The sequence below is a fragment of the Phenylobacterium sp. SCN 70-31 genome, assembly GCF_001724605.1.
GTDB lineage: Bacteria > Pseudomonadota > Alphaproteobacteria > Caulobacterales > Caulobacteraceae > Phenylobacterium.
The window spans coordinates 1-17,429 of record NZ_MEEX01000008.1 but is presented as its reverse complement, the minus strand read 5'-3'; the positions used below and the strand labels follow the sequence as shown (position 1 = coordinate 17,429).

The window sequence follows — 17,429 nt, the reverse complement described above, 5'->3', positions numbered from 1 at the left end:
AGAGCGGCCGGGGACCTCCCCGGCCGTTTCGTTTCGCGCCGACGGGCGCCATGATCGCCGCCAAATCACAAGGCCGGAGGGAACGACGTATGCGGGGATGGATGACGGGGGCCGCCGCCTTGGCGGTTGCGGCGACGGCAGGCCTGGCGCTGGCCCAGCAGACGGGCGCGACGACTTCGGGCCAGACGACCCAGACGGCGAACCAGGCTCAGGCCGCGGCGCCGGCGGCGCCTCGCGGCTATCTGACGACCGTGCCCGATCCCGCCGTGATCCTGCGGCCCTCGCCCACGGAAGCCGACCCCCGGGACCTGGAGGACAAGCGGGTCTACGAGGCCGCGCGCAAGCTCGAAGGCGGGCCGCGCTGGGCGATGGCCCAGGCCGACGTGCCCTATGGGATCGCCGACCAGATCGGCGGGTTCTCCTGCGCGGTCGGCGCGACGCTCACCCCCCAGACGGCCCCGAAGCTGGCCGCGATGGTGGCCAGGACCTCGATCGACGTGGGTCGCCTGAACGGCCCCGCCAAGGCGCTGTACAACCGGGTCCGGCCGTATCAGCGCTGGGGCGGGACGATCTGCTCGGCGCGCACTCCCAGCCTGGACAACAGCTACGACTATCCTTCGGGCCACGCCCAGCTCGGCTGGACGAACGCGCTCGTTCTGGCCGAAGCGGTTCCCGACCGGGCCAGCCAGATCCTGGCCCGTGGCCGCGCCTTCGCCGAGAGCCGGGCCGTCTGCGGCGTCCACACGCTCAGCGCCGTCGAGGCCGGGATGCTGCTGGCCTCGGCCCAGGTCGCCGCCGCCCACGGCGAGCCCGCCTTCAAGGCCGATCTCGAGGCGGTCCGGGCGGAAATCGCCGCGCTGCGGGCGAGCGGGCCGAAGCCGGACGCCGCGGCCTGCGCGGCCCAGGCGCCCCTGAACACCTCGGTGTTCTGAGCCCCGCCGGACGCCGCTACACGCCCGCGTACCACTCGTAGCCGCGGTCGGGCCAGAAGCCGCCCTGGCCGCGGCCGATGCGGTCGAGGGAGGCCACCGCTTCGATACGCATCACGTACTTGGCGTGCTTGTAGCCGAGCTGGCGCTCCACCCGCAGGCGCAGGGGCGCGCCGTGGCGCACCGGCAGGGTGGCGTCGTTCATCCGGTAGGCCAGGATGGTCTGCGGATGATAGGCGTCGACCAGGTCGATGCTCTCGTAGTAGCCGCCCGCACCGTCGGTGGCGAAGGGGTCGAGGGTGTCGGCGCAGTGGAACACGATGTAGCGCGCCTCGGGTTTCACGCCGGCCCGGTCGAGCAGCGCCGAGAGCCGGGCGCCGGTCCATTTGCCGATGGAGGACCAGCCCTCGACGCAGTCGTGGCGGGTGATCTGGGTGCGTGAAGGCAGCGCGCGCACCTCGGCCAGACTCAGCGCCAGGGGCCGCTCGACCAGCCCGTCCACCACCAGCCGGTAGCCGGCGAAATTCTCCGCCAGCAGGGCCAGGTAGCCCGGATCCTGCGGGCGCAAGGTGCCGTTGGCGCGGAAGTCGGTCGAGATGTGCTCCGGCCCGAACTCCTTCGCCAGCGCGTTGCGGTCGGTGATCAGGCGGTGGGCGCCCTGGGTCCATTGCTCGGCGACGCGCAGGACACCGGTGAAGCCCGGGCTGCGGGTCAGCCGGTCGCAGCCCGCCAGCCACAGGGCGCCGAGGCCCGCGCCGGCCGCCTTCAGCCATCCGCGGCGATGGAGGCTCATCGGGGCGGCTCCCCAGGCTGGATGGCGTAGCGGCCGGTGATCATCGCGCGCAGATTGTTCCACAGTCCCGAGGCCACGACCATCGCGACGTGGACGACCACGAACAGGGCGATCAGCCCGGCCGACAGGAAGTGGAATGTCCGCGCCGACTGTCGCCCGCCGAACAGGTCGGTGAGCCAGGGCGCCGCCGCGTTGAAGCCGGGCGACATGCAGAGCCCCGTCAGCAGCATGGCGGGCAGAAGGACCAGGATCACCGCCAGGTAGGCCAGCTTCTGGATCGCATTGTAGCGGCGCGCCGCCTCGCCCTTCGGGAACCGCAGGCGGGCGTGGTCCAGGATTTCCCGCGCCAGGCGTCCGGGCCGAAGCTGGTCGCGGGTCGGCAGCAGGTCGCGCTTCAGCCGGCCGCTCAGCACCGTCCAGGCGAGATAGACGAGGCCGTTGGCCACGAACAGCCAGGCGAAGAAGAAGTGCCAGCGGCGCCCCGCGGCCAGGTCGCGCCAGCTCGGGATGGTGGCCCAGGCGGGGAAGCCGCGCGGCTCGCGCGCGCCCTCGCGCCCCGACCAGCCGAACAGGCCCGTGGTGTCGAAGCGCAGCGATCCGATCGTGGTGATCCCCCGCGCCTCGTCGCCGATCTCCGCCTTCGTCATGGCGATCCACGGGGACTCGAAGGTCGAGGCTTGGCCCCAGTAGAGGGCGGGGTGGGCGTTGAAGATCTGGAGGCCGCTCATCAGGAGCACGGCCACGAACACCACGTTCAGCGCGTGCGTGATGCGGGTCACGATACCGTGCCGCTTCACCAGAACCGTCCTGGGCCGGTTGGGCCTGGCCATCGGGATCGAACGCGCCTCCGTGCCGCTGTCGTATGCGTCGCTCCGACCGTCGGAGCGGCGGACCGCGGAACGATACTCCGCCTCGGGGCGCTTTGTCCGACAGGACGAACACAGGCCACAACCCCAATCGGGAGCTCGATCATGGGCGCGGAACGCCGACCGGAAGACAAGATCCAGAGCCAGGGCCGCAAGGACAACGCGGCCCAGCACCTCAACAACGCGCCCGACAGTCCGGGCCCCGAGCGCTATCCGTCGGTGAACCGCGACGATTCCGTGGATCCGGGCCCCGCGCGCCGCACCTCTCCCGGCCCCGACAATCCCCAGCCTCGGCAGGGGGCCGGCGACGGGCGCTAGACGACGTCAGAAGGGCGGTGGATCGGTTCGCGCCAACTCCCTAAGCTTCCCGTGGATTTGCAGACGGGGTGCGGCGTGGCGGAGGTCGAGGTCTGGCGGGGTGGTGTCGCCACCTGGGAATGCGACGCCATGGGTCACCTCAACGTGGGGCACTACGTCGCCAAGTCGATGGAGGCGCTGGCCGGCATGGCCGCCGAGCTGGGCATGGCCGGGGCCTTTTCGCCCGCCGCCGCCGCTACGCTGGTCGTCCGCGAGCAGCACATCCGTTTTCTGCGCGAGGCCCGGCCGGGCGCGCCGCTCGCCATGACGGGCGGGGTGCTGGAGATGGGTGAGGCGGAGGCCCGCCTGCTCTTTCTGCTGCGCCACCAGGACGGCGCGCTCGCCGCCGCTTTCCAGACCCGCGTGGCGCATGTGACCGCGCGCGACGTCCAGGCCTTTCCCTGGTCCGACCGCATCCGCCGGCGTGCGGCCGAACTCTCGGTCGAAGTCCCGGAGGGCGCGGGGCCGCGCTCCATCGGGCTGGCCGAGGTGCGGACCCAGGCGGGCCTCGACCGCGCGCAGGCGCTGGGCCTGAAACGGACCGGCCTGGGCGCCGTGCTGGCGGCCGACTGCGACGCCTTCGGGCGGATGCGCACCGAGGGGTTCATGGCGCGGCTGTCGGACGCGGTCCCCCACGTCTTCGCCGGCCGCCGGCCCGGGACGGGCGAGGGACGGCCGAACGTGGGCGGCGCCGCCGTGGAATACCGGCTGGTCCACCACGCCTGGCCGCGGGTCGGCGACCGGGTCGAGATCCGGTCCGGCTCGGCGGGCGGCGACGCCCGCATCCGGCGGCTGGTGCACTGGATGCTGGACCCGGACACCGGCCGGCCCTGGGGCAGCGCCGAGGCCATCGCCGTCTCGTTCGACCTTTCGACCCGCAAGCTGATCGTTCTCTCCGACGAGGAACTCGCCCGCGTAGAGGCCGATACGATCCCGGGGCTCGCCCTTTAGAAGTCCACCGCCAGACCCTTGCGCTCCCAGTCGCCGAAGCGGGTGGGTTCCGGACCCTTGGGGCCGCCGTCTTCCTCGACGCGTTCGGTAGCCTCGGCCTCGGCGGCGTGGCGGGCGGCGGCTTCCTCAAGGGCGCGGCGGGCGGCGGGGCTCAGCGTCTTGCCGGGCGCTGCATTCGGCGGCGCGGCGGCGGAGGGCGCGGCTTCTGGGAGCGCGGCGTCGGGGGGCTGGTCGTCCATGCCCTTGATCTAAGCCCTTGCGCCCGGCGCTCCAAGCGGGCACGCCCCGCGCCGTGAGCGAAGCCCTCGATATCCGCGGCCTCCCGGCCCGCGCCGCCGCCCTCGACCTCCTGACCGCCGCCCTCTCGCGACGGGCCGGCCTGGACGAGGGACTGAACCACCCCACCCTGGCGGCGCTCGCGCCCCGCGACCGCGCCTTCGCCCGCGCGTTGGCGATGGCGACGCTGCGGCGGCTGGGTCCCATCGACACGGTGCTCCAGGCCCGGCTGAAGAAGCCGCCGCCCGAGCGGATCGTGAACGTTCTGCGGCTGGGCGCGGCTCAGCTCCTGGCGCTGAAGGTTCCGCCGCACGCGGCCGTGGGCGCCACGGTGGACCTGGCGGCGGCCCAGAAGGGCGGCGCCGCCTTCAAGGGCCTGGTCAACGCCGTCCTGCGCGGCCTCACCCGTGAGCCGGTCGAGCTGGACGATCCCGACCTCCTCGCGCCGCAATGGCTCCTGGCCCGATGGCGGGCCGCCTATGGCGAGGCCGATGCGCGCGCCGTCGCCGCCGCCATCGCCGCCGAGCCGGCCACCGACGTGACGCCGAAGGCCGCCGATCCCGACCTCGCCGCCCTGCTGGACGCCGAGACCCTGCCCGGCGGCGGCCTGCGCGTCGGGCTGAAGGGCGAGGTCTCGGGCTGGCCCGGATTCTCCGAAGGCGGCTGGTGGGTGCAGGACGCCTCGGCGGCGATCCCGGCGCGCCTGCTCGACGTCCGGCCGGGCGAGAGCGCGCTCGACCTGTGCGCCGCCCCGGGCGGCAAGACGCTGCAACTGGCCGCCGCGGGCGCCAAGGTGACCGCGGTCGACCGTTCGGCCGGGCGCCTGAAGCGGGTGGGCGAGAACCTGGCCCGCACGGGCCTGGCGGCCGAAACCGTCGTCGCCGACGCCGCGGAATGGAAGGACGGCCGGAGTTTCGACGCCGTGCTGCTGGACGCGCCGTGTTCGGCCACGGGCACCTTCCGGCGCCACCCCGACGTGCTGTGGGTGGCGAGCCCCGCCGATATTCCCAAGCTGGCCGCCGTCCAGGCCCGCCTGCTGGACAGCGCCGCGCGGCGGGTGAGGCCCGGCGGTCGCCTGATCTATTGCGTCTGTTCGCTGGAGCCCGAGGAGGGCGAGGCCCAGGTGGCGGCGTTCCTGGCCCGCACGCCCGGTTTCGACCTGGATCCCATGGCGCCCAACGAAGGCGGCGCGCCCGAGGCCAGCCTGCGGCCGGACGGGACCCTGCGCATCCTGCCCCACCATCTGCCGGACGGGACCGACGGCTTCTACGTGGCGCGGCTGCGCAGGGCGTAGCGTCCCTGCGCGCTGACAGACGGCCCGGTCACACACGAAGCGGTCACACGTCGAACGTCACGCCCTGGGCCAGGGGCAGGGTGCGGCCGTAGTTCACGGTGTTGGTGGCCCGGCGCATGTAGGCCTTCCAGGAGTCCGAGCCCGCCTCGCGGCCGCCGCCGGTCTCCTTCTCGCCGCCGAACGCACCGCCGATCTCGGCGCCGGACGGCCCGATGTTGACGTTGGCGATCCCGCAGTCCGAGCCCCGGGCCGAGACGAACAGCTCGGCCTCGCGCAGGTCGTTGGTGAAGATCGAGGACGACAGCCCCTGGGGGACGTCGTTCTGGCGCGCGATGGCGTCCTCCAGGTCGCGGTAGCGCATGACGTAGAGGATGGGTGCGAAGGTCTCGCGCTTCACGACCTCGGTCTGGTCGCCGATCTCCACCAGGGCGGGGCGGGCATAGTGGGCTTCGCCCATCGGCACGCGCTCGCCGCCAGTGACGGCGCCGCCCGCCGCGCGCGCGTCGGCCAGCGCCGCCTGCATCAGCTCGAAGGCGGCGGCGTCGATGAGCGGCCCCACCAGCACGCCCGGCGCCCGCGGATCGCCGACCTTCACGCTGGCGTAGGCGGCCTTGAGGCGTGGGACGAAGGCCTCGTAGACGTCCTCGTGGACGAAGAGCCGGCGGAGCGTGGTGCAGCGCTGGCCCGCCGTGCCCATGGCGGCGAAGGCGACGCCGCGTAGCGCCAGGTCCAGGTCGGCCGAAGGCGCGACGATGGCGGCGTTGTTGCCGCCCAGTTCCAGCAGCGCGCGCGCGAAGCGGCGGGCCAGGCGGGGGCCGACCGCGCGGCCCATGGCGGTGGAGCCCGTGGCGCTGACCAGCGGGACCTTCGGGTGATCGACCAGGGCCTCGCCCGCCTCGCGGCCGCCGATCACGACCGACGACAGGCCGGCCGGCGCGTCGCCGAACGCCACGCAGGCGCGCTCGAACAGGGCCTGGACGGCGAGCGCCGTGAGCGGCGCCTTCTCGGACGGCTTCCAGACGCAGGCGTCCCCGCAGACCAGGGCGAGCGCGGCGTTCCACGACCAGACGGCGACGGGGAAGTTGAAGGCCGAGATGATCCCCACCACGCCCAGCGGATGCCAGGTCTCCATCATCCGGTGGTCGGGGCGCTCGGTGGCGAGGGTCAGGCCGTGGAGCTGTCGCGACAGGCCGACGGCGAAGTCGCAGATGTCGATCATCTCCTGGACCTCCCCCAGGGCCTCGGACGTGACCTTGCCGGCCTCGAGCGTGACCAGGGCGGCGAGGTCCGTCTTGGCGATACGCAGTTCTTCGCCGAACAGGCGCACCAGCTCGCCGCGCCGCGGCGCCGGGATCGACCGCCAGGCCAGGAAGGCCGCGTGCGCGGTCTCGACCGCCCTGGCGACGTCGGCGGCGTCCGCGTCGTGGACCCGCGCCATCGTCTCGCCGGTGACGGGCGAGCGCACGGCCCGGCCGCCGCCGGTCCGCAGGGCTTCGGCGACGCCCAGGCGGGCCAGGAGATCGCCGGCTTCGGCCGCGGCGGAGGGTGTCTGGGTCTGCATGCTCACAGGCGTATCAGGTTTCCGGCTATTCGGCGGCGGCCGGGGCGGCCACGTCGTGCGGGGCGTAGACGCGGCCAAAGCGGTTGGCGAGGAAGGCCCCCAGCGGGATGTCCTCCTGGCGCACGAAGCCCGACTGCGGCAGGCGGCCCTCGGTCAACAGGTCGAGCACCGCGCAGATGGCGCCGGCGGTCGTCACCTGGATGGCGCTCCGGATCTCGCCGCCAACGGCCTGCGCGTAGACCTTGTTGACGTAGGTCTCCTGGACGAGATGGCCCTGCTTCATCCCCGAGACGGTGACGAACACGATCACCACGTCCTGGAGCGTGGACGGGACGGAGTTCTCCAGGATGTCCTTCAGCACCTCGCGCCGGTTGCGCAGGTTCAGGTCGTGCAGCAACGCCTTCATGATCGCCGCGTGGCCGGGATAGCGGATGGTCTTGTAGTTGAGGTTGCGCACCCGGCCGTCCAGCGTGTGGCAGAGCGTGCCCAGGCCGCCCGAGGTGTTGAAGGCCTCGTAGGTCACGCCGTCGAGGGCGAAGGCCTCGCACGCCTCCAGCGCCGGAGTCTCGCGCAGGCGGCCGTCCACGATGGCCTCGCAGGGTTCGCAGTACTCGTTGATCACGCCGTCGGTGGACCAGGTGAGATTGTAGTTGAGGGCGTTCGACGGGTAGCGCGGCAGTGCGCCCACGCGCAGGCGCACGTCGTGGAGCTGGTCGAAATGCTGGATCAGGTCCCAGGCGGCGATGGTGATGAAGCCGGGGGCCAGACCGCACTGGGGGATGAAGGCGCAGGGCGCGCCATCGGCCAGTTCTCGTACGATGCGGCTCGAAGCCACGTCCTCGGTCAGGTCCAGGTAGTGGGCGTTCGCCGCCCGGGCGGCGCGGGCGACCGCGGTGGTCAGGTGATAGGGCGCGCAGTTGACCACCGCGAAGGCGCCGGAGATCTGCGCGGAGAGGGCTTGTGGGTCGCCAACCGGCATGGCCGCCCCCGTGATCCGTGGCCGCCCTGCGCCGGCTTCGGCCAGCGTGTCGGGGTCGCGGTCGACCAGCAGCACCTCGTCGTCGCCGGTGTCGGCGAGCAGGCCCGCGACGGTGGCTCCGATCTTTCCGGCTCCGATCACACAGACCTTGCGCATGCGCTGACCTCCCGAGGGCGTCGTGGAAGATTCGCGCGCGGCGCCGCCGCTTTCAATTGGCGCACCGTCGATCTGAGGGCCTATTCACGTCGGATCGACGAACTCATTGTACGGAACGCCGAACATGGACGACCTGGACGAGCACCTGCTGGCCAAGCTGCGCGACGATGCCCGGGCGCCGGTGGCGGAACTGGCGCGGGCGCTGGGCCTGTCGCGGACCACGGTGCAGACCCGGCTCCAGAAGCTGGAACGCAGCGGCGTCATCGCGGGCTACGCCGTCCGGCTGGCGCCGGCCTATGAGCAAGGCCGGGTCCATGCCTTCGTCATGCTGACGGTCGAGCCCAAGCAGGCGGCGGCGGTGATCGCGGCGCTCCACCGGATGCCGGGTGTGCGGCGGTTACAGTCTGTGAGTGGTCCGTTCGATATGATCGCCGCCGTGGAGGCGCAGGGTGTGGCCGAGATGGACGCCGTCATCGACGGGATCGGCGCCGTGAAGGGGGTGGAGCGCACCAACACCGCCCTGGTCCTGTCCACCAAGTTCGACCGCTGAGGGACCCATGGCCACGATCCTCGCCGTTCACGCCCATCCCGACGACCTGGACATCCTGGCCGGCGGCACGCTGGCGCACCTGTCGGCGCTGGGCCATCGCGTGGTCGTCGCCACCGCCACCGCCGGGGAAGGGGGCTCGGCCGATCATGGGCCGCAGGAGACCGGCCGCCTTCGCCGGGCCGAGGCCGCCGCCGCAGCGGCGCACATCGGGGCCGACTACCGGTGCCTGGGCCTGCCCGATCTGGGGGTCTTCAACGACGATCCCTCGCGGCGGGCGGTGACGGAACTGCTGCGCGATGTGAGGCCCGACGTCGTGATCGCCGCCGCGCCCGCGGACTACCATCCCGACCACGAGGCGATCAGCGCCCTGGCCCGCGACGCCTGTTTCGCCGCGCCGGTGGCCAACTACCGCACCGGTGGCGCGGCGCCCCTGGCGGGCATCCCCACGCTCTACTTCACCGACGCCATCGGCGGCCGGGACCGCGACGGCGCCCCGCTGCCCCGCGACTTCGGCGTGGACATCACCCGCCTGATGCCGACCAAGGCCCTGATGGTCGCCGAGCATCGCAGCCAGGTGGCCTGGGTGCGCAAGCAGCATGGCGTCTCGGACTTCCTGGCCGACATGGAGGCTTGGAGCCGCCGCGTGGGACAGGATTTCGGCGTGGGCTACGCCGAGGGGTTCCGGCAGTACAGCCACACCCCCTATCCGCGGCAGCCGGTGCTGCAGCAGATGGTCGGGCCGCTGCTGATCAATCCCTAACCGGCGCGCGCGGCGTCGTAGGCCGCCCACAGCGGGGCGCAGTCCACGAGGCGCGCCTCGTCCATCGCCTGGTCGATGGCCATGACCGTGACCCCGGCCTCGAGGGATTCGAACGGCGTCACGGGGAACGCCGCCTGGCCGGCGAGGGCGGCGGCCAGGTCGCGGGCCATGGCCTGGTCGGCGCCGTTGTGGGCATCGGCGGTCCGCTCGCCGAACTCGATCCGCTCGGGCTTGCCGCGGAACAGGGCGCGCCGGACCATCAACCGGTTCCTCACGAGGTCGGCGATCAGCGTGCCCTCGGTCCCGGCCACGTACCAGCGGCGCTCGGCCAGGGCGGTGTGGCTGTTGGCGTGGAACGACAGGCGCACGCCGTTCGCATACTCCACCAGCGCCACCTGGTGGTCGGTGACGTCCATGTCCGAGGCGAAGGCGTCGGGCGCGCCCGACCAGCCGGCGTCGCGCAGGGCGTAGGCGGGCGAGCCGTCCTCATAGATCCGGGGCGGCGCGGGGCGGTCGGGGGTGAAGATGCGCCGGCCCCCGAAGCTGGCCACGCGGGCGGGGCGCGCGCCGGCGATGCGGCCGAAGATGTCGAAGTCGTGGACCACCTTGTCCAGCAGATACGAGCCGCCCCATTCGCGCCGGCGACGCCAGTTGCGCGCCAGGTAGCCGCCGTGCTCGGGCGGCAGGTGCTCGGTGGCGTCGATCGAGACCACCTGGCCCAGTTCGCCGGCGTCGATCCTGCGCAGCACCTCGCGCACGATCGGCAGCGACCGCATGACCAGTCCCACATAGACGGGCGGCGCGTCCGGCCGCGCCAGCCGGCGCGCGAGGTCGGCCGTCTCCTCCGGCGTGCGCACCAGTGGCTTCTCCGCGAAGATGGGCAGGCCTGTCTCCAGCGCGGCCGTCAGATGCGCGGCGTGCAGGTGGTTGGGCGCGCCCAGCATGAGCAGGTCCAGCGGCCCCTCGGCCAGCAGCGCGGCGAGGTCCGGGACGGCGCGGCCCATCGAGACGCCCGCAGCGGCGAGGATCGGTTCGCCTACGGGCGCCGGGTCCACATGGCCGCGGAGATCCAGGGCCCAGCCCACCTCCTTCATGGCGGCGAGGACGTGGGCGATGCGCTGGCCGAGGCCGACGACGCCGATGCGGCACGTGGTCATGGCCGGCATCTGAGCAGCTTCGCCGCAGAGGCGCCAGGACTGCGTGCTTTAGTCCTCGAGGTAGACCGGGTTTCCGATCAGCCAGAGCTTTCCGTCCGGTCCTCGGACGTCGGCGCGGAGCCAGTGCGGCCGACCGTCGGCGGCGACGGCCACGTGGACTTTCTGGTCCGCCTCGACGATCGCGATGGGTGGCAGGACCCGCATCGCTGGATCGCCGCGGAACTCGACCCGGCCGCCGGCGGCGCCCGTCACGCGGACCGAAAGGGTCACGTCTTCGCCCGCCCGGGCCGGGAGGGCGCCGCCCATGCCCACGGTGCGGCCGCCCAGGCTGGCCGTCATCTCGAGCCGCCGGTCCGTCGACCCCTGGACATCGATGAACGCCCGGCCTGCCCGGAGCGCCGCGAGGATCGCCGGCTGGGACAGGTCCTCGGCGTGAACGACCGTGGTCGGCGTTCCCACCGCCGCGGCCTTGCCCGGCGGCGAGCGGGCGTCGTGGTTGTCGGAGCCGCCGATGGCGGTGATCCGCCGGCCTTCGTTCAGGCGCGCCTCCCAGAAGGGCAGGCCCGACAGCGGACCCTCGGCGATCGCCCCGTTCACGGCCTCCACCGCGGCGATGCGCGCAAAGTCGACGGGCGCGGTCCAGCCGCAGCCCATGCAGATCTCGCCGGACGGCAGGCCGGGATGGTTGATCGCCGCCAGGCCGCCGGCGCGCTCCACCTGATCCAGGATGGCGCCGACGTCGGGCGCGCGGGGGCCGCCGAGCTGGAAGTCCAGCGGCGCGGTCACGCCGAAGACGTTCATGTGACCCTGGAAGGTGGTGATCTCCCGGCCCGGGATCAGCAGAAGCCGGTCGAAGTGGGGCTGGGCTTCGGCCAGGGCCTGATGGTGGCTGGTGGTGTTGTGCTCGGTGACCGCCACGAAATCGAGGCCACGGGCGGCGGCCGCCTCCAGGGTGAGGTGCAGCGGGCAGGGCGCGCGGGCGCCCGCCTGGGTGGCGCAGCTTCCATCGGAATGGCCGGTGTGCAGGTGCAGGTCGCCGCGATACCAGCCGGGGCCGGGGCGCAGCGGCGCCTCGGCGAAGCCGCGGAAGACGGGACTGTCGTCCAGCGTGATCGTCGCCACGTACTCGGCGCGGGCGTCCTGGCGCAGGTTGGGAACCCCAAGGATCAGCCGCCACTCGCCGGCCGGCAGCGGGCCGGGCAGGTAGGACGGGGTGGCCCAGGTCTCGGTCAGGGTGAAGCGGGCTTTGTTCCCGCCGCTCCAGCCGCGGAAGCGGTCGGGATCGCGAAGGCCGAGGTCGACGACGGTCTTCTGGTCCTTGCCGGTATGGTCGAACGCGACGGTGACCGCCGTGGTCCCGGGCGGCACGCGGAACGGAACCTCGCGGTAGGTCTGGTGGTCGGCGCCGGTGAGCACGCCGCGCAGCGTCAGGGTCTCGGCGAACGCGGGCGCGGCCAGCAGCGTCAGCGCCGCCGCCAGCCACGCCCGGCCGCGCACTACGGCGCCTCGTTCGAGAAGATGATCGTCCCCGAGGCCGCGAACATGCCGCCGACCCCGTGGCTGACGCTGATCTTCGCGCCCGGCACCTGGGCGGGGGCGATCCCGCGCATCTGCCTTACGCTCTCCTGCAGGGCGTACATGCCGTACATGCCCGAGTGCATGTACGAGAGGCCGCCACCGTTGGTGTTCAGCGGCAGCTTGCCTCCAATCGCGGTGTTCCGCTCCCGGATGAAGGCCGCGGCTTCGCCGGGCTTCACGAAGCCCAGGTCCTCGAGGCCGTAGAGCGGCAGGTGGGCGAAGGCGTCGTAGATCATCAGGTGGTCCACGTCGGCGTGGGAGATCCCGGCCGTCTCGAACGCCTTCTTCCCCGACACCTTGAAGGCGGTGGAGGAGGTGAAGTCGTACATCTGCGAGACCATCGGCGTCTCGACACTCTCGCCCGTGCCGAGGACGTAGACCGGCTTCTGCGGGAAGTCCTTCGCGCGGTCGGCCGAGGTCAGGATCAGGGCGCCGCCGCCGTCGGTGACCAGGCAGCACATCAGCTTGGTGAAGGGCCAGGCGATCATGTCGGCGTTGAGCACGTCATCGATCGTGATCGGGTCCTTGAAGCTGGCGCGCGGGTTCTTGGCCGCCCACTCGCGCTGGATCACCGCCACCTGGGCCAGGTCCTCGACCGACAGGCCATAGGTCTTGAGGTAGCGGAGCACCGGCACGGTGAACATGGTGGGCGGGCCCGCCGGACCGAAGGGCATCTCGAACTGGCCCGAGAGACTTGCGGGCGAGCGCGGGAAGCCGCCGGCGCCGACGCGGGACCGACCGCTCTCGCCGTGGGTGATCAGGATGGTCTTGGCCAGCCCCGCGTTGATCGCCGCCGCCGCATGACGGACGTGCAGCATGAACGAGCAGCCGCCCACCTGGGTGCCGTCGGCATAGGTGGGGACGATGCCCAGGTAGTGGGCCAGTTCCACCGGGCTGATCCCGGCGGTGGCGACGCCGTCGATGTCGGCGGGCGTCAGGCCGGCGTCGGCCATGGCGTTCAGCGCGGCGTCGGCGTGCAGGCCGATCACGGAGACGTCCGGAATCTTGCCCATCTTCGTGGTCTCGGCGGCGCCGACCACGGCCACGGATTTCGGTTTCATGCGCCTAAGCTCCCGCCGGCTTGAAGAACGGAAGCGCGATGGTGTCGCTCATCTTCTCGAAGACGACCTCCAGGGGCATGTCCAGTTGCAGGGCCTCGGGGGTCTGGGGGCAGCCCACGATGTTGGTCATCATGGTGGGGCCTTCCTCCAGCTTCACCACGGCGATGGCGTAGGGCTCGGTCCCCATGTCGGGGCGCGGGCGCTGGTTGATGACGTACGACCAGAGCACGGCCTTGCCGCTGGCCCTGAACACCTCGACGTCGCGCGAGCCGGTCTTGGGGCAGAACGGCCGCGGCGGGAAATAGGCCTCGCCCGTCTGGCGGTTGCGCTGGAGGAGGAGTTCGCCGCGCAGGGCGCCCTCCCAGAAGTGGCTGGTCTCCGGAGTGGGCTCCGGCAGCATGCGTGGTGGCATCCCTGAAATCCGTCCCTTCGAAAATATGGTCTGTTCTGTCCGCAAATCAGCGGTGCGCCAGCAAAGACGACCGGACGGCGATTGTCACGCGGCGGTTGGCGCGGAGACGGCCGAACATTGCGAAACCCAAATCTTGCCGCCAGCCGGGCTTGAAGGTGGTCCGGCAGAAGGGCTCCACGTCGCCGCCCGCCGGCGGCCCCCGATGACCAGGAGCCCCCCATGTCCCGTCAGCCCGACCAGTATGTCTTCACCTTCGGCGCGGGCGGCGTCGTGACCTCGGTCGCCGAGGTCAAGAAGAACGGCCGGCTCGAGTACGAGAAGATCGAGAAGGGCGAGTCCTATCGCCTCATCGACGGCTTCGTGGTGAAGACCGAGATCGACGGGCGCGAGCAGGAGTGGACCGTCTATGGCGACGCCGACGGCGACGGGCGCTGGATCGAGCTGGCCGAGGGCGACGGTCCCTTCAACCCTGCGATCCTGACGCGGTTCGGCGGCGGCGAGGGCTCGACCCCCGGCGTGCAGGACCCGATCCCGCCGCTGCTGGTGTTCGACGACGACGCCTATGTCTTCACGTTCGACGCCGCGGGCCGGGTGACCGGCGTGTTCGAGGTCGAGCGCGACGGCCGGCTGGAGCGCGAGGACATCGACCGGGACGAGAGCTACGTCCTGATCGGCGGCAACGTGGTGAAGACCGAGTGGGACGACGGCCGGCTGGAGGTCACCGTCTACTCCGACCTCGACGGCGACGGCGTCTGGACGGCCGAGGCGCCGGTCCAGCTCACCTGGGCCGGCCTCTGGTGAACCGGGCCCCGGTTCAGGGGATCTCGTAGATGAAGTGGCGGACGCCCCCCGTGAGGCGTTCGCCCACCCCCACCGCGAGCACGGCGTTGAGCCAGGCGTAGCGGGGATCGGAGGTCTCGAAGACGGGGGCGATCCGGAGGCGGTACCGGCCGGGATCGACGTCGGGCTGGGCCGGGTCGCGGAAGGCGGCGCCCACGTCCGGCGGCACCCAGGTGCGCCCGGTGTAGGTCATGTAGATCAGCGCGCCGTCGTCGGTGCGCCAGATGCAGCGGGCGTCGAAGGTGCCGGTGGCCGCGCCGTCCTCGCCGACGCCGGCGGTGGACCAGTTGCCGCCGCCCGGCAGGATCTCGCCCTTGAGGCGAGGCCCCTCGAAGCGGCCGCCGGTGATGTAGCCGATGCGCCGGGTGGTCCACGGCGAAGCGCCCAGATCCATGATGCCGCCCACTTCGAAGCGGGCGCAGCACAACGGCCGGCCCTGGAGCGACCGGTCGCCGAAATCGAACTCGGACATCTCTTCCTCCCCTTTATGGCCGCGCCGGTCTCGCGCCGGCGATACGACCCTTTAAGCCGGGACGAAAACCGGGACAGGCGGCCCGCCCTCGGTGTCCTGGAACTTCACCTTCACCCGCAGGCCGATCTTCAGATCCTCGGGCGCCACGTCGAGGAAGTTGGTCAGCATGTTCGGCCCCTCGTCCAGGGTGACGTAGCCGATGGCGTAGGGGCCGGTCGGCGAGCGCCGCATGACCGAGTAGGTGTAGACCTCGCCCTGGCCGGACCCTTCCTCCCAGACCGTGCGGTCGGAGTGGCAGAACGGGCAGATCGTGCGGGGATACCAGTGCGCCTCGCCGCAGGCCTGGCAGCGCTTGATCAGGAACCGGCCCTCGGCGGCCGCGTCGAAGAACGGCTTGGATTCGAGGGTGACGGCGGGGGCCGGGAGCGGCCGGGTCATCGGCTCACGAGCCGTTTGGGGTTCGGACATGCTCAGCCCTCCCGTTCCATGATGAGTGTCGCCGCGCCGTGGCGGACGCCCAGCGAACCGCCGGTGCCGTGGGCCAACGCCAGGTCGCAGTTGGCCACCTGGACCTTGGGATGGGCCTCGCCCCGGAGCTGGCGGACCGCCTCGATGATCTTGGTGATGCCGCCGCGGTTGGTGGGGTGGTTGTTGCAGAGGCCGCCGCCGTCGGTGTTGAACGGCAGCTTGCCGACGCCCGAGATCAGGTTTCCGTCGGCCACGAACTTCCCGCCCTCGCCCTTGGCGCAGAAGCCCAGGTCCTCGAGCTGCATCAGGACGGTGATGGTGAAGCTGTCGTAGATCGAGGCGTACTTGATGTCGGCGGGCGTCACGCCGGCTTCCCCGAACGCCTTCGGCCCCGACCAGACCGCGCCCGAATGGGTCAGGTCCAGCTTGCCGCCCAGCTGCACCTTGGGCGCCTCGGCCGCGCCCAGCAGCTTCACCTTGGGTCGCTTCAGGCTGCGCGCCACCTCGGGCGAGGTGACGATCACCGCGCCGCCGCCGTCGGTCACCACGCAGCAGTCCAGGAGGTGCAGCGGGTCGGCGATCATCCGGCTCGACACCACCTCCTCGACGGTGACCACGTTCTTCAGGAAGGCGTGCTCGTTCCACTGGGCGTGATGGCTGGCGGCCACCTTGATCCAGGCGAGCTGTTCCGACGTGGTGCCGTACTCGTACATGTGGCGCATGGCGCACATGCCGTAGGTGTTGTGGGTCGAGCCGCCGTAGATGCTCTCGAAACCCGCCTCGGGCGCGCCGTCGCTCAGGCCCTGCGGCGGCCGCCCGCCGCCGGCCGCGCCGGGCCGGTTCCCCCCGTTCCGCGGCCGCCCGGCCAGGGTGACGAGGGCGACGCTGCACTTGCCCGCCGCGATCGCCTGGGCGGCGTGGTTCACGTGCACCAGATAGGACGAGCCGCCGGTCTCGGTGGTGTCCATGTGGCGGACGTTCCGCAGGCCCATGTAGTCGATCATCGACATGGCCCCGAAGCCCGGCGCGTCGCCGGCGCAGAAGTAGGCGTCCACGTCGTCGAACGACAGGCCCGCATCCTCCAGCGCCCCCTTGGCGCTCTCGGCGTGGAGCTGGGCGGTGGTCTTGTCGGGGGCGTCGCGGGTGGGGTGCTCGTAGGCCCCCATCACATAGGCCTTGCCCTTGATCGTCATGGCTCCCCCGGGAACGGTGCGAAAGACCGGTATGGGCTTAGCCCCCGGGCGGGCGTCCGGCAATCGCACCTAGGGTCAGGGACGTGCGGACGGGGGCCTGTCGGTCTCCGGGTCTGTTTGGAACCACGGAAGACACGGAAAACACGGAAGGGGCCGCAAGCGGCCTGAGCCTCCGCGTGAGCGGAGGCTCGGTCATGGGGTCGCGGGCTTTTCCGAGGTTCCGAGCATGCAGGGGCGCCGCTTCGCGGCCTTGGGGAGCCGGGCGCCCTTCCGTGTTTTCCGTGTTTTCCGTGGTTCGAAGACGGCGGGATCGGCGCGCTTCGCGCGGTCCACGGATGCGCACGGAGACGCACGGATAGGGGGCGTCGGCGCCCTCCGTGTGGATCGGTGTGTATCCGTGGACCGAATTTTGGGTGGTGGCGCGCCGGCGCGGTCAGCTGGAGTTGGCCCAGGGGGTTCGGGGGCGGCCCTGGTCGTCCAGGGGCCAGGCCCCGCGGTCGGACGGGGGATCGGGTCGGGGTTCGGGGTGGAAGACCTCGCGGGCCTCGCCCTCGATGAGGTCGTCGGCTGAGCCGTCCTCGTCCTCGTCGTCGAGGTCCATGAGGGTGCGGGCGCGGTGGATGAGGGTGTCCAGGTCCTCGGTGAGGAAGTCGGGTCGTTCGGTCCAGTCCCAGGCCTCGGCGTGGAAGCGTTCGGCGAGGTCTTCGCGCTCGGCGGGATCGCAGCCGGCGTCGTCGGCGGCCTCGCGGACGGCTTCGGCCAGGATGTCGAAGCGG

General features: G+C 71.9%; 20 protein-coding genes. 7 read left to right on the top strand and 13 right to left on the bottom strand.

Annotated features, from left to right (window positions below):
* Positions 1–89 precede the first annotated feature (89 nt).
* Positions 90–932 carry a phosphatase PAP2 family protein gene (locus tag ABS78_RS08135; protein WP_293376899.1) on the top strand — a complete coding sequence of 281 codons (843 nt, stop codon included), beginning with the start codon at positions 90–92 and terminating at the stop codon, positions 930–932.
* 16 nt (positions 933–948) lie between these two features.
* On the opposite strand, the gene ABS78_RS08130 is transcribed toward ABS78_RS08135, so the two are convergent.
* Entirely contained in the window at positions 949–1,722 is a 774-nt protein-coding gene (locus ABS78_RS08130) for a molybdopterin-binding protein (protein WP_293376897.1), read from the bottom strand.
* Positions 1,719–2,552 (bottom strand): cytochrome b/b6 domain-containing protein, encoded by an 834-nt coding sequence (locus tag ABS78_RS08125; RefSeq protein WP_293376895.1) that lies wholly within the window; start codon positions 2,550–2,552, stop codon positions 1,719–1,721. Before ABS78_RS08125 ends, ABS78_RS08130 begins: the two co-directional genes overlap by 4 nt.
* Positions 2,553–2,693: 141 nt before the next feature.
* Between ABS78_RS08125 and ABS78_RS08120 the strand changes: the two genes are divergently transcribed.
* Both ABS78_RS08120 and ABS78_RS08115 read left to right on the top strand, forming a co-directional pair.
* Positions 2,694–2,906: a hypothetical protein gene (locus tag ABS78_RS08120; protein WP_293376893.1), complete on the top strand. Its 213-nt coding sequence runs from the start codon at positions 2,694–2,696 to the stop codon at positions 2,904–2,906.
* A 51-nt stretch (positions 2,907–2,957) separates the two neighbouring features.
* Positions 2,958–3,896 carry a thioesterase family protein gene (locus ABS78_RS08115; protein WP_293376891.1) on the top strand — a complete coding sequence of 313 codons (939 nt, stop codon included), beginning with the start codon at positions 2,958–2,960 and terminating at the stop codon, positions 3,894–3,896.
* On the opposite strand, the gene ABS78_RS08110 is transcribed toward ABS78_RS08115, so the two are convergent.
* Positions 3,893–4,135, bottom strand: a complete 243-nt coding sequence (locus ABS78_RS08110) for a DUF1674 domain-containing protein (protein WP_293376889.1) — start codon at positions 4,133–4,135, stop codon at positions 3,893–3,895. The genes ABS78_RS08115 and ABS78_RS08110 overlap by 4 nt on opposite strands.
* Before the next feature lie 53 nt (positions 4,136–4,188).
* On the opposite strand from ABS78_RS08110, the gene ABS78_RS08105 reads away from it, so the two are divergent.
* Entirely contained in the window at positions 4,189–5,466 is a 1,278-nt protein-coding gene (locus ABS78_RS08105) for a transcription antitermination factor NusB (protein WP_293376887.1), read from the top strand.
* Between the two features lie 43 nt (positions 5,467–5,509).
* Here ABS78_RS08105 and ABS78_RS08100 read toward each other — a convergent pair whose 3' ends face one another.
* Entirely contained in the window at positions 5,510–7,027 is a 1,518-nt protein-coding gene (locus ABS78_RS08100; RefSeq protein ID WP_293377162.1) for an aldehyde dehydrogenase family protein, read from the bottom strand.
* Positions 7,028–7,052: 25 nt separating this feature from the next.
* Positions 7,053–8,162, bottom strand: a complete 1,110-nt coding sequence (locus tag ABS78_RS08095; RefSeq protein WP_293376885.1) for a saccharopine dehydrogenase family protein — start codon at positions 8,160–8,162, stop codon at positions 7,053–7,055.
* 124 nt (positions 8,163–8,286) lie between these two features.
* Between ABS78_RS08095 and ABS78_RS08090 the strand changes: the two genes are divergently transcribed.
* Together ABS78_RS08090 and ABS78_RS08085 are read left to right on the top strand one after the other, a co-directional pair.
* Positions 8,287–8,712 (top strand): Lrp/AsnC family transcriptional regulator, encoded by a 426-nt coding sequence (locus ABS78_RS08090; protein WP_293376883.1) that lies wholly within the window; start codon positions 8,287–8,289, stop codon positions 8,710–8,712.
* A 7-nt stretch (positions 8,713–8,719) separates the two neighbouring features.
* The gene (locus tag ABS78_RS08085; RefSeq protein ID WP_293376881.1) at positions 8,720–9,472 is read left to right on the top strand and encodes a PIG-L family deacetylase; all 753 of its coding nucleotides are present in this window, start codon (positions 8,720–8,722) and stop codon (positions 9,470–9,472) included.
* On the opposite strand, the gene ABS78_RS08080 is transcribed toward ABS78_RS08085, so the two are convergent.
* From ABS78_RS08080 to ABS78_RS08065, 4 genes are read right to left on the bottom strand one after another with little or no spacing between them, the layout of a single operon-like run.
* Positions 9,469–10,638: a Gfo/Idh/MocA family oxidoreductase gene (locus ABS78_RS08080; RefSeq protein WP_293376879.1), complete on the bottom strand. Its 1,170-nt coding sequence runs from the start codon at positions 10,636–10,638 to the stop codon at positions 9,469–9,471. The genes ABS78_RS08085 and ABS78_RS08080 overlap by 4 nt on opposite strands.
* Positions 10,639–10,677: 39 nt before the next feature.
* Positions 10,678–12,126, bottom strand: coding sequence for a CehA/McbA family metallohydrolase (locus ABS78_RS08075; RefSeq protein ID WP_293376877.1), 1,449 nt, complete (start codon positions 12,124–12,126; stop codon positions 10,678–10,680).
* Positions 12,126–13,268, bottom strand: coding sequence for a hypothetical protein (locus ABS78_RS08070; protein WP_293376875.1), 1,143 nt, complete (start codon positions 13,266–13,268; stop codon positions 12,126–12,128). The genes ABS78_RS08075 and ABS78_RS08070 overlap by 1 nt, the downstream gene beginning before the upstream one ends.
* A gap of 4 nt (positions 13,269–13,272) precedes the next feature.
* Positions 13,273–13,668, bottom strand: a complete 396-nt coding sequence (locus ABS78_RS08065; RefSeq protein ID WP_293376873.1) for an OB-fold domain-containing protein — start codon at positions 13,666–13,668, stop codon at positions 13,273–13,275.
* A 231-nt stretch (positions 13,669–13,899) separates the two neighbouring features.
* On the opposite strand from ABS78_RS08065, the gene ABS78_RS08060 reads away from it, so the two are divergent.
* Positions 13,900–14,481 carry a hypothetical protein gene (locus ABS78_RS08060; RefSeq protein ID WP_293376871.1) on the top strand — a complete coding sequence of 194 codons (582 nt, stop codon included), beginning with the start codon at positions 13,900–13,902 and terminating at the stop codon, positions 14,479–14,481.
* Between the two features lie 13 nt (positions 14,482–14,494).
* Here ABS78_RS08060 and ABS78_RS08055 read toward each other — a convergent pair whose 3' ends face one another.
* The 4 genes from ABS78_RS08055 to ABS78_RS08040 form a co-directional block, all read right to left on the bottom strand.
* The gene (locus ABS78_RS08055) at positions 14,495–14,992 is read right to left on the bottom strand and encodes a DUF3237 domain-containing protein (RefSeq protein ID WP_293376869.1); all 498 of its coding nucleotides are present in this window, start codon (positions 14,990–14,992) and stop codon (positions 14,495–14,497) included.
* A 51-nt stretch (positions 14,993–15,043) separates the two neighbouring features.
* On the bottom strand, positions 15,044–15,460 hold the full coding sequence (locus ABS78_RS08050) for a Zn-ribbon domain-containing OB-fold protein (protein WP_293376867.1): 417 nt from the start codon (positions 15,458–15,460) through the stop codon (positions 15,044–15,046).
* A gap of 2 nt (positions 15,461–15,462) precedes the next feature.
* Positions 15,463–16,653 carry a thiolase domain-containing protein gene (locus ABS78_RS08045; RefSeq protein ID WP_293376865.1) on the bottom strand — a complete coding sequence of 397 codons (1,191 nt, stop codon included), beginning with the start codon at positions 16,651–16,653 and terminating at the stop codon, positions 15,463–15,465.
* Between the two features lie 433 nt (positions 16,654–17,086).
* The coding region (locus tag ABS78_RS08040) for a hypothetical protein (protein ID WP_293376863.1) at positions 17,087–17,429 on the bottom strand (343 nt) is incomplete at its 5' end.

Coding starts and splice junctions, on each gene's coding strand:
- ABS78_RS08135 (WP_293376899.1), top strand. CDS start 90: ATGCGGGGATGGATGACGGGGGCCGCCGCCTTGGCGGTTGCGGCGACG.
- ABS78_RS08130 (WP_293376897.1), bottom strand. CDS start 1,722: ATGAGCCTCCATCGCCGCGGATGGCTGAAGGCGGCCGGCGCGGGCCTC.
- ABS78_RS08125 (WP_293376895.1), bottom strand. CDS start 2,552: ATGGCCAGGCCCAACCGGCCCAGGACGGTTCTGGTGAAGCGGCACGGT.
- ABS78_RS08120 (WP_293376893.1), top strand. CDS start 2,694: ATGGGCGCGGAACGCCGACCGGAAGACAAGATCCAGAGCCAGGGCCGC.
- ABS78_RS08110 (WP_293376889.1), bottom strand. CDS start 4,135: ATGGACGACCAGCCCCCCGACGCCGCGCTCCCAGAAGCCGCGCCCTCC.
- ABS78_RS08100 (WP_293377162.1), bottom strand. CDS start 7,027: ATGCAGACCCAGACACCCTCCGCCGCGGCCGAAGCCGGCGATCTCCTG.
- ABS78_RS08095 (WP_293376885.1), bottom strand. CDS start 8,162: ATGCGCAAGGTCTGTGTGATCGGAGCCGGAAAGATCGGAGCCACCGTC.
- ABS78_RS08090 (WP_293376883.1), top strand. CDS start 8,287: ATGGACGACCTGGACGAGCACCTGCTGGCCAAGCTGCGCGACGATGCC.
- ABS78_RS08085 (WP_293376881.1), top strand. CDS start 8,720: ATGGCCACGATCCTCGCCGTTCACGCCCATCCCGACGACCTGGACATC.
- ABS78_RS08080 (WP_293376879.1), bottom strand. CDS start 10,638: ATGCCGGCCATGACCACGTGCCGCATCGGCGTCGTCGGCCTCGGCCAG.
- ABS78_RS08070 (WP_293376875.1), bottom strand. CDS start 13,268: ATGAAACCGAAATCCGTGGCCGTGGTCGGCGCCGCCGAGACCACGAAG.
- ABS78_RS08065 (WP_293376873.1), bottom strand. CDS start 13,668: ATGCTGCCGGAGCCCACTCCGGAGACCAGCCACTTCTGGGAGGGCGCC.
- ABS78_RS08060 (WP_293376871.1), top strand. CDS start 13,900: ATGTCCCGTCAGCCCGACCAGTATGTCTTCACCTTCGGCGCGGGCGGC.
- ABS78_RS08055 (WP_293376869.1), bottom strand. CDS start 14,992: ATGTCCGAGTTCGATTTCGGCGACCGGTCGCTCCAGGGCCGGCCGTTG.
- ABS78_RS08050 (WP_293376867.1), bottom strand. CDS start 15,460: ATGTCCGAACCCCAAACGGCTCGTGAGCCGATGACCCGGCCGCTCCCG.
- ABS78_RS08045 (WP_293376865.1), bottom strand. CDS start 16,653: ATGACGATCAAGGGCAAGGCCTATGTGATGGGGGCCTACGAGCACCCC.